The sequence below is a fragment of the Colwellia sp. M166 genome (assembly GCF_024585285.1).
Lineage (GTDB): Bacteria > Pseudomonadota > Gammaproteobacteria > Enterobacterales > Alteromonadaceae > Cognaticolwellia.
Window position 1 is genome coordinate 546,404 of sequence record NZ_CP040755.1, and the last position, 17,042, is coordinate 563,445.

A 17,042-nucleotide genomic window follows, 5' to 3' on the forward strand; every position below is an offset into this window, starting at 1 on the left:
AAAGTGGCCTTAATTTCCCCCATCTTGTATGTACTCACCGAAATCAGAGTTGTTATTAATTTGTTTAAAAGACAAATCAGTGGATATTTGTTTTTTACTCTGTGAGAAACCTTTATGGTCTTTAAAACTAATAAAAATTTCTTTTTCTCTCCATAATGGATACTCAAAAGTTACGCCTCCGCAACTCTTTAACCACCGGTAGAATGTTTGTACTGTACCCATTCGACGTTTAGCTGTACTAGATTTTATTTGACCATTTCTGATTAATTCATGAAGGTATGCACAGAATCGATAGGTTGGTCTTGCCATTATTCGCTTTGGGACAGCTAAATAATCAACTTCTTCAGTGTCTAGCCATCTTCTGAACATAACTAGATCAACAGATTTAGACTCTAGAGTTTTTCGCGAAACACGTTTCACCGATTTTAAACTATCGAGTAAAAATAAATTAGCTTGCTCCCAAAGGCTTCCATCTAAGTTAAGTATCATAGGGAAGTGATTATAATGATCTAAACTAAAATCATCATCTTGCTGAATTTGATACTTAAACGGTTCTTTAGTTTTGAGGCAAGTATTAGAAATCACGTCACCATCAATAACATGACTAGTAGGCTCAAATAATTTTAAGTGAGTTATAACTTCAAACTTTGCTTTAGGCATTTAGTTCTCCATTTTTAGATGTAAATGAAAAAATTAAAATTTGGATTATGAATAGTGATTTAAATAAATAGAAAGCTAAGGTAACTCAAAACGAATGTTTTTACAGGAAAAAATGTCCGTATTTCAATATATATACATCTGTGAAATATGACAGTTATATATACAGTACATGCGTATCTGTACTCAAAGTATTTGGCTGTATGTCTGATGAATTGTTGTAAAGTAAATCGAAAGCAAAATGACCTTCGTACTCATTTGCACCAATCACTTGCGTACTCACTGGTACATGGTTTGAAACCAATGTGAGCGCAGAAACTCCTTTGCCTTTAGAAAAATATTTAGATGAATAACGCGCCTTAAACGTATTAATACGGCACTCAAACTTTTGTCCGTCGATACTTGAAAATAATTGATTATCATCAACATGGTAGCAAGCAAATATAGGCAACGTTGCGATAGCATTAGAAATATTATCATTCGATTGAGTCAGCGTTTCATATCGAATGTAACTATCATCTACACTGCGTAATTTCCCCATTGAACGGTCAGAGATATTCGCCATTTTATATAAGCCGTAATTCGTGCCGTTTGCCAAAATACAAGCAATGAGATCTTCTTTATCTACCGGTGACTTTTCTTTTGATGCTGATATATGGGTAAACGAATTTAAGTAATCTGTTTTTTGATCGACAAATAGCATTAGTTCAACAATACCCATATGTTGAATTTGATTATAAAGCGGATTTTCAATGGTTTGTTGCCAACGGCTGTTAGGAATTGACCACTTAAGTTCGGCCTTACCAGGAATAAACTCAACGTACTTATTATCGCCACTAAAAATATGTTCACTTGCTTTCTTCAGCTTAATTTCTAATTGTTGGCTCTTATCGGCTAGCGTTTGATTAATGGGCGTAATTAACTTATCAAGGCCAGTATTTTCAATGATTTCAGCCTTGTGCTTCCATTCTTTAGGTTGAATTAAATCTGACGTTAAACTACGATTATTAACGCTTTCTCTAACTGTTAAGTTATTGCTATGAAATAGCTGCTCGGCTTTACGGTAAAGGAAATACTCAAAGCGATTAGCAATTAACTTGGTATTATCACCTTCAATATATTCACGTTTACTTTTAGATACCACATCGAGATTAATTGTTTTTATTGTTTTGAATGCGGTTAATTCTTCGTGAGCCTTGATGTATTGTTCACGCAATTCGTCTTTAAGATGAATGAATTCAATATCAATAGACATAAAAAGTGATCGGATAAGCTTTTTAATTTTACTGGATTGTTTATCGATGAATTGCCATTCGTACTGACGGCCATCAAAGTCGTTATTATCTAAATGATCACTTAACAGTTTAATGCTATTGGCTGGAATAAGCTCAAAAGCTTTTTTACGGACATCTCCAAAGCTTAAATTATCATCCATATCGGTATCGATGAAATACTTTAATAAACTACCCGCAGATTTTAATTTAGTTCTAACAATATTTACATCTTCGACAATACGTTGTTTGGCATAAACTTTAGCTGATTCGGTTAGCTTTCTCACTAAGTAAATAAAAGCGGCTACAAGGTTATCGTTAGTTTCTCGGTACCTGAAAAACAAATAGCAAACGAGGTATAAAATAGTTTGGCTGTCTGCATGTCTTCTGAGTTTATAAACTGTCTTGTGTTTAACTAATGACGCGTAGTATTCAAGGTTTTTGGGGGATAATTTGAGTTCAGCAATAGCACTTTAATTTCAGGGTAAAGTAAACGTATAGTTTTATGTGTCTTCAACTCTTGTGCTATTTGACTAGCCGAAAAATCTTTAGCCATTCTTTTCAATTTAGCTAGGTCAGTAAAGGTACTATTTGATTCAAGTAATTTAAGTAATATGGCTTTTGTGGATTGAGTTAAATTTTCATTGAGAATATGCTCAATACGGCTTCGTTCATTTGATAAAACGGTTGAGATAGTGTCTTGTAGTGTTGTATAACCAGCAAGCGCTATTCTGTTTTGACCAAAATAAGCAATACATTCATCGAAAACATACCTAGGCTCTAAGTTTATTTTTACGACATTATTAAGTCTTTTAAGAAGTAGTTCTTTATCTACTTTACTATGATAATTTGAAAAGCCAGTATAGTTAAGTAGCTTTTTGAACAACTTTGTTTTTGTTGTTCGAGGTAAGTCAGCCAACATCATATCTTTGCCATTGAAATATTTAGTTTTGACATAATCAAGGTCAACAACAACGTCATTCAAATGAAAAGTTAAAAATAATAGGGCGTGATCTAAAGTAGCCTAATAGCAGGATAAAATATACTCGGGTTTCTAATCGCCTTAGCTCATTAACGAGTTTTTGGGTTTCACTATCCAATGAAAAATAGTCTTCTCTGTCTGTATGACTAAAGTTAGGAAGAGTGTAAAGTTCGTTTATTTCAGACGATGTAAGTATTTGAATACGTTTAGTGGTTGGGCTAGTGATGATATTTGACCTTTATAGTTATTTTACACCATCATAACTTATGAATGGTCAATAAATAACCTTAAGGTTCATTTCGAGGGGATGGGCACAAAACCCCTTCAAGCATAATCGCTTTATCAAAATTATTAGGCAGTAAATCAAGATATTTAATAGCAAGTTTTAAGTCTTCATTGGCTTTATTATTATTGTCAAGTAAGTGGGAGGCGAAAGCTCTTTCTACGAGCGCAGAGACTTTGTAATTTGATAAATTAGACCGTTCCGCTTTAATAAATGCCATATTTACTGTGGCAAAAAATTCTTTAAATTGCCCGCGTTGAAAGTATCCTCTAGATTGGCAAATAAGTACTCTTGTATCCCAAGGCTCAGTTAATAATCCTGTCGCCAAAGCTAATTTTGAGTATTTAAGAATATCTTCAGGTTGGTCAATAAAGTAAGCAATATCGGATTGCATCACCATAAGTTTTGCTTTTAAAGCTAGCGATAATTCATTATCTTCTAATAACGTTTCAATTTTATAAAATACTTCTTCTGGGTTTATATATACTTGATGATTAAGCTCTTTTTCTAGTTCACTCGTGTTAAAAGCAAAAGCTAAGTTAGCGTAAAAAGCGGTGAGAAAAATATATAGTCCAAAAAATGTCTTTGTCACGTACTCTGCCTTTTCTAAGTGTTGTTCAGATGATAATGCTATTTATTTTAAAATTTATATCAAACTTCTGCGGCTATTAATATTAAATATGTGAGTTGTTGTCGCTGACGTAATTATTCTGCCATGAAACGATAGTAAGGCAAAGTACTTGGTAGACGACTACTTAAGACGCTAAGGCTTTAAACCAACCTTAAACATTTGTATGGAAAAGCTAGCAAATAGTGTTTTTGCTATCATGGTAGGGTCAACAATCGGGGTTGCCAAAAGTCTGCAGGCGGGATGATAGTTTTTGCTGCTAATTGTTGAGCAATAAATTGTTCTCTATTTACTTCAATACAGCCCATGGAAGCTAAAAAAGGATTTAACATTTGACAATCAATCAGTTCAACCTTGATTGATTTCAGTAATTCAGCTAGATACACCAAGGCGACTTTTGATGCGTTGCTCTGCTTATAGAACATAGACTCACCAGAAAAATAGCCGTTAACCGCAATACCGTACAGTCCACCAACGAGTTCTTCATTTTGCCAAACCTCAATAGAGTGTGCTTGGCCTTGCTGATGTAATTTTTTATAAGCGGTTAGCATCGGACTAACAATCCAAGTTTCTTCGACACGAAAGGGGGCATCAGCGCACAATTCTATGACTTGTTTGAAGCTTTTATTTAACGTTACGGTAAACGTTTGACGTTTTAGTACTTTGTGTAAGGTTTTATTAATTTTAAGTTCGGCAATATTAATGATCGCGCGTGGATCAGGGCTCCACCACATCACAGGTTCACCATCGCTAAACCAAGGGAATATACCGAGTTGATAGGCTTGAATTATTCGTGGGGGTGATAAATCATCACCAAAAGCCAGTAAACCATTTGGCTCTACTAATGCAGTAGATAAATCGGGGAAAGTCGAGCTACTCGAAGATAACCAAGGAATAGCTCGTGTCATTGACTAGTGACTGCCTTTTGCGTCGAGGTAACGCTCGGCATCTAAAGCAGCCATACAACCAGCACCAGCTGATGTGATAGCTTGACGGTAGATATGATCTGCAACATCACCGGCAGCATAAATACCTTCTACACTGGTTTGAGTTGCATTGCCATTAGTACCACTTTGAATGGTTAAATAGCCATCTTTCATCGCTAATTGATCTTTGAAAATATCGGTATTTGGTTTGTGGCCAATAGCGATAAACACACCCATAACATCAAACTCTTCTGTAGCATCAGAATTCATGTCTTTAATGCGTACACCGGTAACACCCATATTATCGCCAAGCACTTCATCTAAGGTACGGTCTAAGTGTAAAACAATATTACCGTTCGCCACTTTGTCCATTAAACGCTTAGTTAAAATCTTTTCTGAGCGGAAAGTATCACGACGGTGTATTAAGTGAACTTCTGAGGCAATATTTGATAAATATAAAGCTTCTTCTACCGCAGTATTACCACCACCTACAACAGCGACTTTTTGATTTTTATAGAAAAATCCATCACATGTTGCACAAGCAGAAACACCTTTACCCATAAAAGCTTCTTCAGAAGGTAGGCCTAAGTATTGTGCTGAAGCGCCAGTACAAATAATAAGTGCGTCACAGGTATAGGTACCAGAGTCACCAGTTAATTTATAAGGTTTTTCACTAAAATCTACGTCATTAATATGATCAAAAATAATTTCAGTATCAAACTTTTCAGCATGTTTTTGCATACGATCCATTAATGCCGGACCGGTTAGGTCGTCGGCATCACCAGGCCAGTTTTCTACTTCAGTGGTGGTGGTTAGTTGACCACCTTGTTGCATACCTGTGATCATGACAGGTTTTAAGTTTGCTCGTGCAGCATACACAGCTGCGGTATAGCCTGCAGGGCCTGATCCTAAAATGAGTAACGGGCAATGTCTTGCTTCGCTCATGAACTACTCCAAAAAATAAATACGTTAATGTCTTAATGGTTGGGATTCTAAGTGATTATCTCAAGAGAGCAACAAAGAAATAATTATAAATCATAACTTATTGTATAAAACTGCAAGCTTAATTTTACAAATTCAGTGTTTAACGCTCTCTTAAGAACTAGCAAAAAACACTATGGCGAACAATTGAGCTTTATAGAATGTGAAGCCGATAATCGTAAAATTACCGAGTCTCACTTATGGTGTTAGCGACTATGCTCGTCATTCTGGTGCAATTTTAGCGCAATAAAAAAGCCGCTACAGATAGCGGCTTATAAGTCATTTAAAAATTTTTATAGCGTTGCAATCGCATCTTCTGGTGTAACATACTCATAACCTAATACATCTGCAACCGGCTTATAAGTAATTTTGCCACCTAAAACGTTTAAGCCTGCCATTAAATGTACATCATCAAGCATGGCTTGCTTAGCACCTTTGTTAGCTAAAGTAACAGTAAATGGCATAGTAGCATTAGTTAATGCCATTGTTGATGTTCTTGCAACACCACCTGGCATATTTGCCACACAGTAATGAACAACATCATCAACCATATAAGTTGGATCTTGATGTGTTGTTGCTTTAGAAGTTTCAAAACAACCACCTTGATCAATGGCAACATCGACGACTACCGCACCTTTCTTCATCATTTTAATATGCTGTGCTGTGACTAATTTAGGTGCTGCTGCACCTGGTATTAATACTGCACCGATCACTAAATCTGCTTCAACAATCAATTGATCCATTGCATCGGCTGTTGAGTAAACCGTTTTTAAACGACCATCAAACTCGGTGTCTAATTGACGAAGACGAGGTAAAGAGCGATCTAAAATAGTTACATCTGCACCCATACCAACAGCCATACGTGCTGCTTGAGTGCCAACTACACCACCACCGATAATAAGCACTTTAGCTGGCGCAACGCCCGGTACGCCACCTAACAATGCACCTAAGCCGCCTTGTGCTTTCTCTAATGCATGCGCACCCGCTTGAATAGACATACGACCTGCAACTTCAGACATAGGTGCTAATAATGGTAAACCACCGCCATGTTGAGTAACAGTTTCATAAGCAATACAGGTAGCGCCAGAAGCAACAAGTAATTCAGTTTGCTTTGGATCTGGAGCTAAATGTAAGTAAGTAAATAGCACTTGGCCTGGACGAAGCATTTTGCACTCGTTGGGTTGTGGCTCTTTTACTTTGATGATCATATCAGCGCTAGCAAAAATCTCTGCTGCTGAATCAATAATTTTTGCACCGGCGGTGATGTATTGTTCATTATCAAAGCCGATTGCTGCACCGCCATTATTCTCAACGATAACGTCATGGCCATTAACAATTAATTCTTTAACGCCAGCAGGAGTTAAGCCAATTCGGTATTCGTGGTTCTTTATTTCTTTAGGTACACCAATAATCATAGTTATATCTCTCTTGTAAAATATGCGACTAGTATAGTGGCTTTATAGCGGATTAACCTATCGTTATTTCCGACAAAGTAGGATATAATCCTGATAAATAATTATTTTGCAGTGAATTATATATGAGTTCTGCCACAGTTAAAAAAATCGATCGCATTGATAAAAATATTTTAGTTGAACTACAAAAAAATGGTCGTTTATCTAATATCGAACTTTCAAAGCGTGTTGGCTTAAGTGCAACGCCATGCTTAGAGAGAGTAAAACGCTTAGAAAATGACAATTTTATCACTGGTTATCAAGCCATTTTAAATCCACATAAATTAGAAGCTGCTTTGTTAGTTATTGTTGAAATTACCTTAACTAAAACCAGTCCTGATGTTTTTGATGATTTTTCTAAAGCGGTACATGAACTTGATGTTATCCAAGAGTGTCACTTAGTCTCAGGTGATTTTGATTTTCTGTTAAAAACCCGTGTTGCCGATATGGCTGCTTATCGTGAACTGCTTGGTAATACTTTGTTACGTCTGCCTGCGGTTAGTGAAAGTAGAACTTATGTGGTGATGGAAGAGGTTAAATCCTCTAATTTGTTACCAATAAAACGCTAAAAGATTTAATTCGCTGCTAATGTTTGGTATTTTAGCAACATTATAATGATAATTTTCTCAAGAGTGTGCATTTGTCTTCACCATCTCCTAAGTTAAATGGCGTTCAACGCCTTCTCGAAGCAGGGCTATTAGTCTCTTGCGTTTTTGCCATGTTTATTATGTTAGCGCTGTTTAGTTTTGATCCCGCAGATCCCGGCTGGTCGCAAACCGGCTATCAAACCCCCGTGCGTAATATGGGGGGTGCTGTCGGAGCATATTTGTCAGACTTGTTGCTAAATCTTTTTGGTTTAGTTGCTTATAGTCTTCCTTTCGTTATCGCTGTTACCGGTTGGTTATTGTTTCAAAAATATCATCAATTAATTCGTCTTGATTACCTGACGCTGGGCTTAAAATTCATCGGCTTTATTTTGTTTTATATTGGTATTACCTCTATCGCCAGTATGAACTTTGATGATGTGTTTTATTTTTCTGCCGGTGGCATTTTAGGTGATGTATTAAGTAATTCTTTATTACCGTATTTTTCTTTTGTCGGCAGTACCTTATTATTTGTCACTTTTTGTGGCTCAGGCTTTGTCTTGTTGACGGGAGTATCATTGCTCAATGCCATAGACAGGGTAGGGGAATACGCTATTCGAGTTATCGAATATCTATTAACCGTACCAGCATTAATTAAGCATCATTTAGGTACTGGTCCCGAAAAAACAACTGTAGCGAATAGCAAAGAACAAAGGTTAGCAAGCGTCAATATTGAAAATAACACTGCAGATGATAACGATGTTGATAATGTTCCTGAACATTACATTGCCTTTGAAAAAGAGTCGGATGAAGTTAAACAAGCCTTAGAAACCATCAGTGATATTGAACACGAAAGTATATTTGCTAAAAGTGTTGATGACAGTGCTTATAACACCCGTGAACATGAACCCTACGTCGATATCGACGAATTAATGGGTGAGCCACTAGCAATGAATGTTCAAGAACATGTTAGTGATGATGAAATAGCGGCAGCATTTGAGCCGGTAGAAAAAATAACGGTTGAAGAGCCAACAACATTACATGATAAAATTTACCAGCAACTAGATAATGAAAAGGCAGCTGAGCCTAATTATAGTGATATGCCCTCATTAGATTTATTAGACCGTCCCGACCGTGCCAAGCATCCTATTGATCAAGAACAACTCGAACGTGTATCACGTTTGGTTGAAGCTAAACTAATGGAATTTGGCATAAAAGCGGAAGTGGTTGGTGTTTTCCCCGGCCCGGTTATTACCCGCTTTGAATTGAATCTAGCGCCAGGTGTAAAAGCCAGTAAAATTACCAATTTATCGAAAGATTTAGCCCGTTCTTTATCAGCAAAAAGTGTTCGCGTTGTGGAGGTTATTGAAGGAAAATCGGTGATCGGTATTGAACTGCCGAATAAACATCGAGAAACGGTCTTTTTTGCTGATGTGATTTCTTGTGAGAAGTTTTCCCAGTCTAAATCTAATTTGGCGATGGCTATAGGTAGCGATATATCAGGTGAACCGGTTATTGCCGATCTGGCAAAAATGCCGCATTTATTAGTTGCAGGTACCACCGGCTCTGGTAAGTCAGTTGCGGTTAATACCATGATTGTCAGTATTTTATATAAGTCTTCGCCAGAAGATGTCCGTATGATCATGATTGACCCTAAACAAGTAGAGCTTTCAGTTTATGATGGTATTCCTCATTTATTATCTGAGGTAGTAACTGATATGAAAGAGGCAGCTAATGCACTGCGTTGGTGTGTCGGAGAAATGGAACGACGATATCAATTAATGTCGAAGCTTGGTGTCAGAAACCTTAAAGGTTATAACGACAAAGTTGCTAAGGCAATTGCCGCGGGAGAACCTTTGATTGACCCTTTATGGCAACCAAGTGATGCATTTACTCAAACACCGCCTTTATTAACAAAATTACCGTCAATTGTCATTATTGTTGATGAATTTGCTGACATGATGATGATCGTGGGTAAAAAAGTGGAAGAACTTATTGCCCGTATTGCGCAAAAAGCACGTGCTGCCGGTATTCATTTAATTTTAGCCACCCAACGTCCATCTGCCGATGTTATTACGGGTTTAATTAAGGCCAATATACCAACACGTATGGCGCTCAGGGTACAATCTCGAATAGAATCGCGCATCATTTTAGATCAACAAGGCGCAGATCAACTCTTGGGCATGGGGGATATGTTTTATTTACCGCCTGGTGAAGCAGTCCCCATTCGGGTGCATGGCGCTTTCGTTGATGACCATGAAGTACATGCCGTGGTTAATGATTGGAAATCAAGAGCCGAGCCAAACTATATTGAAGAAATTCTTTCAGGTGATACAGAACAAGAAATTTTATTGCCAGGTGAACAAGCTGATGGCAATGGCGATGAAGAAATCGATACATTATATGACGAGGCCTTAGCATTTATTAGCGAAACACGTCGTGTTTCAATTTCTAGTATTCAACGTAAATTTAGGATCGGTTACAACCGTTCAGCTCGTATTGTCGAACAAATGGAGCAAAATGGTGTTGTAAGTCGACCAGGCAATAATGGTGCTCGAGAAGTATTAGCGCCACCGCCGATTAAGGAATCTTAAGATGTTAAAAAAAATGAAATTGATAAAAAATGCTGCTGTTATGGCAACATTATTGAGTACAGTATTATCAACCAATAGTTTAGCGGCAACGAGCGGAAAAACTCAAGCTACAGCGATTAAAGCCAATGCTGTCACGCAAGAAGCCGATAGTAGTAAAGTTAAGCTAATGGCCAAGTTGGCAAAAATTGAATTTTTCAGTGCAGAATTTACTCAAAAAATATTTGATGAAACGGGCAATGAATTACAGCAAGGCAATGGCTTATTATCAGTCAGTAAACCTAATTTAGTTAACTGGCAAACGACATCGCCAGATGAATCCTTGATTGTTTCTGATGGCAGCAATTTATGGTTTTATGACCCGTTTGTTGAACAGGTCAGTGTATATTCGTTGGCCAATGCGATAGCCAATACACCTATTTTATTGATCACTAGTAATGATGCTAGATTATGGCGGGATTATAATGTTAGCCAATTAGCGGATAATCGTTATTTGATCAGTGCCAACAATGACAATGCCCGTGTTAAAAGCTTAGAGCTAACGTTTGCTGAGAATGTTGACAACGTTGAACTGTCTGCTTTTAACATTCTTGATGCTACGGGGCAACTCAGTGTGATCACACTGGCAAATCATGATGATAAGCCTGATATGAGCTTATTTACGTTTACTGTTCCTGAAGGTGTTTATTTAGATGACCAACGCTAATGGCTCACTTGATTTAGCCTTTGCTGAAGATGACAGTTTTAAACCGTTAGCGGCAAAGCTGCGGCCGAAAACGTTGGCAGAATATGAAGGACAAGAACATATTTTAGCTAAGGGTATGCCTCTGCCTTTAGCTATTGAGCAAGGTAAAGTCCATTCGCTAATATTTTGGGGACCACCTGGCACCGGAAAAACCACGATTGCAGAAATTATTGCTAATCATGCCAATGCCGATATAGAACGTGTTTCTGCGGTAACTTCAGGTATTAAAGACATACGTCAAGCGATAGAAAATGCCAAAGACCGTGCTATACACCAACAGCGTAGAACGGTACTGTTTGTTGATGAAGTACATCGCTTTAACAAAAGCCAACAAGATGCTTTTTTACCGCATATTGAAGATGGCACCATTATCTTTATTGGCGCGACCACTGAAAATCCAGCCTTTGAGCTCAATCAAGCTATTTTGTCGCGAGCTCGTGTTTATACCTTGAAAAAACTCAGTGCTGGGAATTTAAATAATGTTTTACAGCGCGCCATAAGTTACCAACAACAAAGCACACAGTTTGAAATCATTATTAATGACGAAACCAAAAAGCAACTGATCGCGTTAGCTAATGGTGACGCGAGAAGATTACTTAACTTGTTGGAGAATTGTTTAGAGATTACTGATGTTGAAAATAATCAACAAACACTTAGCAAAGCGCAGTTAATTCAAGTCGCTGGCAATAAAATAGCGCTTTATGATAAAGGCGGCGATGCTTTTTATGATCTCATTAGTGCTTTTCATAAATCGGTCAGGGGTTCAGATCCTGATGCGGCACTTTATTGGTATGCCCGTATTTTAACCGGTGGTGGTGATGCACTTTACGTTGCTCGACGCTTGTTAGCCATTGCTAGTGAAGATATTGGTAATGCCGATCCAAGGGCTATGCAGTTGGCGATTAACGCTTGGGATACTTTTCAACGTGTTGGACCCAGTGAAGGCGAGCGTGCGATAGCACAAGCTGCCGTTTATATGGCATTAGCACCGAAAAGTAATGCCGTTTATATGGCATTTTCACAGGCCAAAGCGCTAGCAAAAGAGACCAGTGACCTCGATGTGCCTTTGCACTTAAAAAACTCAACCAGTGCGCTTACCAAAGAGTTAGGTCACGGTAGTGAATATCGCTACGCGCATGATGAAGTGGGTGGTTTTGCTGCGGGTGAAAATTATTTTCCAGAAGAAATCGCGCACACAACGTTTTATCAACCCACCGACCGCGGGCTAGAAAAACAACTGCGTGATAAGTTAAATTATTTAAACCAGCTAGATCAAAAAAGTGACCAACGTCGATATGACTAATAACATAAGCAATCTCAGTTTGTACTTATTTGTCGCTTTAGGTGGCGCATTTGGTGCAAGCTTTCGCTTTTATATTTCACAATTAATTTTGAATTGGCTCGGAAAAGGATTCCCTTTTGCGACGTTGGCGGTTAATATTTCCGGCTCCCTGATCATGGGAGCACTTTATGGGTTAATTGAACAGAATGTAATTGAGGTTAGTGTTTATCGAACATTGATCGGTATCGGCTTTTTAGGCGCATTTACTACTTTTTCAACCTTCTCATTAGACACTTTGTTATTAATTCAACAAGGTGATGTATTAAAAGCGACAATAAATATTTTACTCAATGTCAGTTTGTGTATTTCTGCAGCGGCATTAGGTATGTTTATTGTATCTATTTTTAACAAGTAAATAACAAAGAAAACACGTGACATATCATGCTTGATCCAAAATTACTTAGAACAGATATAGAAAACACCGCAACTGAACTCGCCAAACGTGGCTACACGCTAGATACCGCTCAATTAGTTGAGTTGGAAGAGCAACGTAAAGCTATTCAAATGAAAACGCAAGATTTACAAAATCAGCGTAACACTCGCTCTAAGTCGATAGGACAAGCCAAGGCTCGTGGCGAAGACATTCAGCCTTTGTTGGCGGAAGTTAGTAAGTTAGGTGACGAGCTAGAAGCAGCGAAAGAAGCGCAAACGCAAGTGCTTGCTCAAATTGATAATATCGCCTCTGCAATTCCAAACTTAATTCATGAGTCGGTTCCTGCTGGTGCTAGTGAAGATGATAACGTTGAAATTAAACGTTGGGGGACGCCGCGAGTATTTGATTTTGAAATAAAAGATCATGTTGATGTCGCTACAGCTTTAGACAAAGGCTTAGATTTTGAAAGCGGCGCTAAGCTTGCTGGTACTCGTTTTGCCGTCATGCGTGGACAAATTGCCAAGTTACACCGTGCATTAGCGCAATTTATGCTTGATGTACATAGTGAAGAACATGGCTATCAAGAAATGTATGTACCGTACTTAGTTAACCATGATTCATTATATGGTACCGGTCAGTTACCAAAATTTGGTGAAGACTTATTCCATACTGAATTAAACAACAAAAAATTATCCTTGATCCCAACCGCTGAAGTGCCATTAACAAATTTAGTGCGTGATGAAATTGTTGATGAGCAAGACTTACCGATCAAAATGTGTGCTCACACGCCATGTTTTCGCAGTGAAGCCGGTTCATACGGTCGTGACATTCGCGGTCTAATTCGTCAGCATCAGTTTGATAAAGTTGAAATGGTACAGATTGTTAAACCAGAAGAGTCTTTTCAAGCACTAGAAGATTTAACCGGCCACGCAGAAAAAATTCTTGAAAAATTAGAGTTACCTTACCGCACGGTGGTTTTATGTACTGGTGATATTGGTTTTAGTGCCACTAAAACTTTCGATATCGAAGTTTGGTTACCAGCACAAAACACTTACCGTGAAATTTCATCTTGTTCAAATATGGGTGACTTCCAAGCGCGTAGAATGCAAGCAAGATACCGCAGCAGTGAAACGAATAAACCTGAACTAGTGCATACCTTAAATGGCTCAGGGTTAGCAGTAGGTCGTACCTTAGTTGCGGTGTTAGAAAACTATCAACAAGCCGATGGCAGCATTAACGTACCAACAGTGTTACAACCTTACATGAAAGGTTGTACTAATATCAGTTAAACTGTTAACTGCTATTTTTATATTAAAATCCAATATTTAGGTATTGGATTTTTTTTCATAAATTTCACTAGTGATAGCGTTTATATATTAATTTGCCTTATTTTATACATCCATGCAATGAATATATAAACTGTTGATTTAATTTTATTACATTTATCTTAGCTGCATTGCCGATTATGTAATTCATGCTAATAGCTATCACTAGTTTCCTATCTTAACCGTCATTACCTTGCTATTAATAGAGCTAAGCTGGGCATAAAGTTAGCGGATTATTTGCACCATAATGGTGCTTTTGCCTTAATATAGGGGGCTTAAGCGGCACTGATGAGGGAGTTAATTGAATTGGTTGTGTAACTCATTGAATTTTAGGTGTTTATTTTTAGTTGATTGTATGATTTAGTGGTCTGTAATATGCATTGAATTAAGTAAATGAATTTTTAATTACTGATGTAAATCATAAGGTTGACTTAAGGGATTGTATGGACTCTATACTGATTATAATTGCAGTATCATTAGCACTTGCGAGTGTGATAAATATCGTCTTAGCCAAATTCTCTATTTCGCATATTATCGGTTATATTATTACCGGCACCATCGTCAGTAATTTCTTTGACTTTAATGGTAGTACAAGTCTGCATTCTCTTGATTTAATTGGTGAATTTGGCATCGTTTTTCTAATGTTTACCATTGGTTTAGAAATGTCTTTTGCTAAATTGGGCAAAATGAAGGAGTTGATATTTTTCAACGGTTTTATGCAGGTTGCTGCTAGTGCCAGTGTTATTTTTCTTATGGCGTTCTATATTTTCAGTATTGAAGCGATTACGGCATTAATTGTTGCGCTGTCATTTAGCTTATCTTCGACCGCCATCGTATTACCTTATTTAAAAAAGTCTAAGGATATTGTTACCCCATACGGCAAAAAATCTGTAGCTATCTTAGTGTTTCAAGACTTAGCTGTGATCCCGATTTTACTATTAATGAGCTTTTTATCGAATAATGAGCTGTCACTGACAGATATTTTCTTAAAAACCTTGTTGTATGCCAGTATCATTATTCTTTTCATGTTTACCGTTGGTAAGAAAATTATCAGTTGGTTGCTACATTTCTCGTCAAATGCCCGTATGGAAGAGCTGTTCTTAAGTTCAGTCTTTACCATCGTTTTAGGCACATCATTGATCGCTCATGAACTTGGTTTTACCTACTCGTTAGGGGCATTTATCGCGGGTATGATTATCGCAGAAACTAAATTTCATATAAAAGTAGAGTCAGATATATCTTCTTATAAGGATCTATTACTTGGTGCTTTTTTCTTTTCCATCGGCACCAAGATTGACGTGTTTTACTTTATCAGCAATCTGCACTGGGTATTAGGCACCTTAGTTTTAGTCATGTTGATAAAAGCGCTGATTATTTATATGCTGATGAGAGCAAAATCTAATAAAAGCGAAGCGATAAAATCAGCATTAGCTTTATGCCAAGTTGGAGAATTTTCTTTTGCCATTTTTGCGCTAGCGTTGAGCCAAAACCTTCTGGCAGAAAATGTTGCCAGCTTCCTGATATTGATCACTGTGCTATCAATGATATTAACACCCTTTATGGTTGCTAATATCTATAAGCTCTCAGCACTGTTTGTTGTTGAATTCTTTGAAGCAGATAAGATAACCACAGTAAATGCCAGCAACCACACTATTGTTTGTGGTTTTGCAATTCTTGGCAGAATTGTTGCGAAAGAGTTGACTCAGCAAGGGATTAATTTCTTCATTATTTCCGATAACTTACAACATGTGTTATTAGCGCGAAAGCGTGGTTATAACGCCTATTTTGGTCATCTGGATAAACAACCAGTGCTTGAATCATTAAAAGTAGAGCAAACGAACAGCATTATAGTTACTGTTAATACATTGAAAAATAAGCAAATTATTTGTCAAGCTGTGCTGGACTATTATCCTGATGCTAACTTAATTGTTAAGGTAAGTACCTTAGAAGAAAAAGCAGCTATGTCAGATATTAAAATCAATTCCTTTGTGCACGCTCAACATGAAACTGCCATGTTATTAGTTAAGCAAAGTATACCTACAGCGTCAAAGGTAGATTAGTTTTATATCAGGGCTGTTATACATACGTTAAGCGCAAGAGTAGCAAAAATGTCAGTGAACCTAGTCATTAAAAACTCATGGTTTGCCAGTTTATTATTAAGCTTTAATTTAGCCAAGTGGCAGACAGTTTATTGGTACTGAGCGTAATGGGCCATTGATTGTGCAAAAAGCATGTCATCCAGAAGGACTAGATTGTACACATAAAAATCCAAATTAATCAGCAGGGGACATTTTTTAGGCAAAATTAGTTAAATAGATCATGTTTTTATAATTATGATGAACAATAAAATTACTTATCGGGTCTTAATAACTACCAGCTGATTTTATTAGGACACTTTATTTTGTTGCGCAGCATATTAATACAAGCCGTTGTATTTTTACTTATTTTTAATGGTGTCGCTATGTTGCGAGAAATGAGCATGCTCTCTACGAGTGACCATGTCACACCGAAACCACAGCAATTAAAAACAATTACTAATGAAGACATTCTTTTACAAGCAAACGGTAAGCAAACTATTGTTTATTTTTTTGCGCCCTGGTGCCAAGTATGTAACTTTAGTATTGAGAACTTACAGAATGTTTATCAGAAAACGCCGGATTTAAATGTTATTGCTGTTGCACTAGATTTTGTCGATGTTGAAGAAGTAAAAAAGTTTACTACCAATCATCAATTAACTTTCCCTGTTGCCTTAGGTAATGAGCAGGTGAAAGCTAATTATAAAGTCATGGGTTATCCCAGTTATTACGTTTTAGATGAAGAAAATACCATTATTTCACGTTCTCTCGGCTATTCTACGGAAATAGGCCTGTATTTAAGGAGTTTTTAGACTTCTGATCTTTTAC

General features: G+C 37.3%; 16 protein-coding genes. 8 read left to right on the forward strand and 8 right to left on the reverse strand.

Going from position 1 to position 17,042, the window contains the following annotated elements:
* Positions 1-9 precede the first annotated feature (9 nt).
* The 8 genes from FGD67_RS02535 to ald all read right to left on the reverse strand — a co-directional run bounded on the left by FGD67_RS02535 (position 10) and on the right by ald (position 7,143).
* The gene (locus FGD67_RS02535; protein WP_257173550.1) at positions 10-660 is read right to left on the reverse strand and encodes a site-specific integrase; all 651 of its coding nucleotides are present in this window, start codon (positions 658-660) and stop codon (positions 10-12) included.
* Positions 661-814: 154 nt separating this feature from the next.
* The gene (locus tag FGD67_RS02540) at positions 815-2,215 is read right to left on the reverse strand and encodes a Tn3 family transposase (RefSeq protein WP_257173551.1); all 1,401 of its coding nucleotides are present in this window, start codon (positions 2,213-2,215) and stop codon (positions 815-817) included.
* 128 nt (positions 2,216-2,343) lie between these two features.
* The gene (locus tag FGD67_RS02545; RefSeq protein ID WP_257172021.1) at positions 2,344-2,913 is read right to left on the reverse strand and encodes a DUF4158 domain-containing protein; all 570 of its coding nucleotides are present in this window, start codon (positions 2,911-2,913) and stop codon (positions 2,344-2,346) included.
* Positions 2,906-3,139 carry a DUF4158 domain-containing protein gene (locus tag FGD67_RS21875; RefSeq protein ID WP_373567870.1) on the reverse strand — a complete coding sequence of 78 codons (234 nt, stop codon included), beginning with the start codon at positions 3,137-3,139 and terminating at the stop codon, positions 2,906-2,908. The genes FGD67_RS02545 and FGD67_RS21875 overlap by 8 nt, the downstream gene beginning before the upstream one ends.
* A 58-nt stretch (positions 3,140-3,197) precedes the next feature.
* Positions 3,198-3,785: a hypothetical protein gene (locus tag FGD67_RS02550; protein WP_257173552.1), complete on the reverse strand. Its 588-nt coding sequence runs from the start codon at positions 3,783-3,785 to the stop codon at positions 3,198-3,200.
* A gap of 233 nt (positions 3,786-4,018) precedes the next feature.
* Positions 4,019-4,729 carry a leucyl/phenylalanyl-tRNA--protein transferase gene (aat, locus tag FGD67_RS02555; protein ID WP_257173553.1) on the reverse strand — a complete coding sequence of 237 codons (711 nt, stop codon included), beginning with the start codon at positions 4,727-4,729 and terminating at the stop codon, positions 4,019-4,021.
* A gap of 3 nt (positions 4,730-4,732) precedes the next feature.
* A complete protein-coding gene (gene trxB / locus FGD67_RS02560) occupies positions 4,733-5,692 on the reverse strand; it encodes a thioredoxin-disulfide reductase (RefSeq protein ID WP_257173554.1) in 960 nt (319 codons plus the stop codon).
* A 329-nt stretch (positions 5,693-6,021) separates the two neighbouring features.
* Positions 6,022-7,143, reverse strand: a complete 1,122-nt coding sequence (gene ald / locus FGD67_RS02565; protein WP_257173555.1) for an alanine dehydrogenase — start codon at positions 7,141-7,143, stop codon at positions 6,022-6,024.
* A gap of 122 nt (positions 7,144-7,265) precedes the next feature.
* Here ald and lrp point away from each other — a divergent pair, with 122 nt between their 5' ends.
* The 8 genes from lrp (at position 7,266) to FGD67_RS02605 (ending at position 17,026) form a co-directional block, all read left to right on the forward strand.
* Positions 7,266-7,748, forward strand: a complete 483-nt coding sequence (gene lrp, locus FGD67_RS02570; protein WP_257173556.1) for a leucine-responsive transcriptional regulator Lrp — start codon at positions 7,266-7,268, stop codon at positions 7,746-7,748.
* A 65-nt stretch (positions 7,749-7,813) separates the two neighbouring features.
* Positions 7,814-10,357, forward strand: coding sequence for a DNA translocase FtsK (locus FGD67_RS02575; RefSeq protein WP_373567828.1), 2,544 nt, complete (start codon positions 7,814-7,816; stop codon positions 10,355-10,357).
* Between the two features lies 1 nt (position 10,358).
* On the forward strand, positions 10,359-11,060 hold the full coding sequence (gene lolA / locus FGD67_RS02580; RefSeq protein ID WP_257173558.1) for an outer membrane lipoprotein chaperone LolA: 702 nt from the start codon (positions 10,359-10,361) through the stop codon (positions 11,058-11,060).
* Entirely contained in the window at positions 11,047-12,402 is a 1,356-nt protein-coding gene (locus tag FGD67_RS02585) for a replication-associated recombination protein A (protein ID WP_257173559.1), read from the forward strand. The genes lolA and FGD67_RS02585 overlap by 14 nt, the downstream gene beginning before the upstream one ends.
* Positions 12,395-12,796, forward strand: coding sequence for a fluoride efflux transporter CrcB (crcB, locus tag FGD67_RS02590; protein WP_257173560.1), 402 nt, complete (start codon positions 12,395-12,397; stop codon positions 12,794-12,796). The genes FGD67_RS02585 and crcB overlap by 8 nt, the downstream gene beginning before the upstream one ends.
* Positions 12,797-12,822: 26 nt before the next feature.
* Positions 12,823-14,103, forward strand: coding sequence for a serine--tRNA ligase (gene serS / locus FGD67_RS02595; RefSeq protein ID WP_257173561.1), 1,281 nt, complete (start codon positions 12,823-12,825; stop codon positions 14,101-14,103).
* A 479-nt stretch (positions 14,104-14,582) separates the two neighbouring features.
* Positions 14,583-16,199, forward strand: coding sequence for a cation:proton antiporter (locus tag FGD67_RS02600; protein WP_257173562.1), 1,617 nt, complete (start codon positions 14,583-14,585; stop codon positions 16,197-16,199).
* Positions 16,200-16,543: 344 nt separating this feature from the next.
* Positions 16,544-17,026 carry a redoxin domain-containing protein gene (locus tag FGD67_RS02605; protein ID WP_257173563.1) on the forward strand — a complete coding sequence of 161 codons (483 nt, stop codon included), beginning with the start codon at positions 16,544-16,546 and terminating at the stop codon, positions 17,024-17,026.
* The last annotated feature ends 16 nt before the right edge of the window (positions 17,027-17,042 follow it).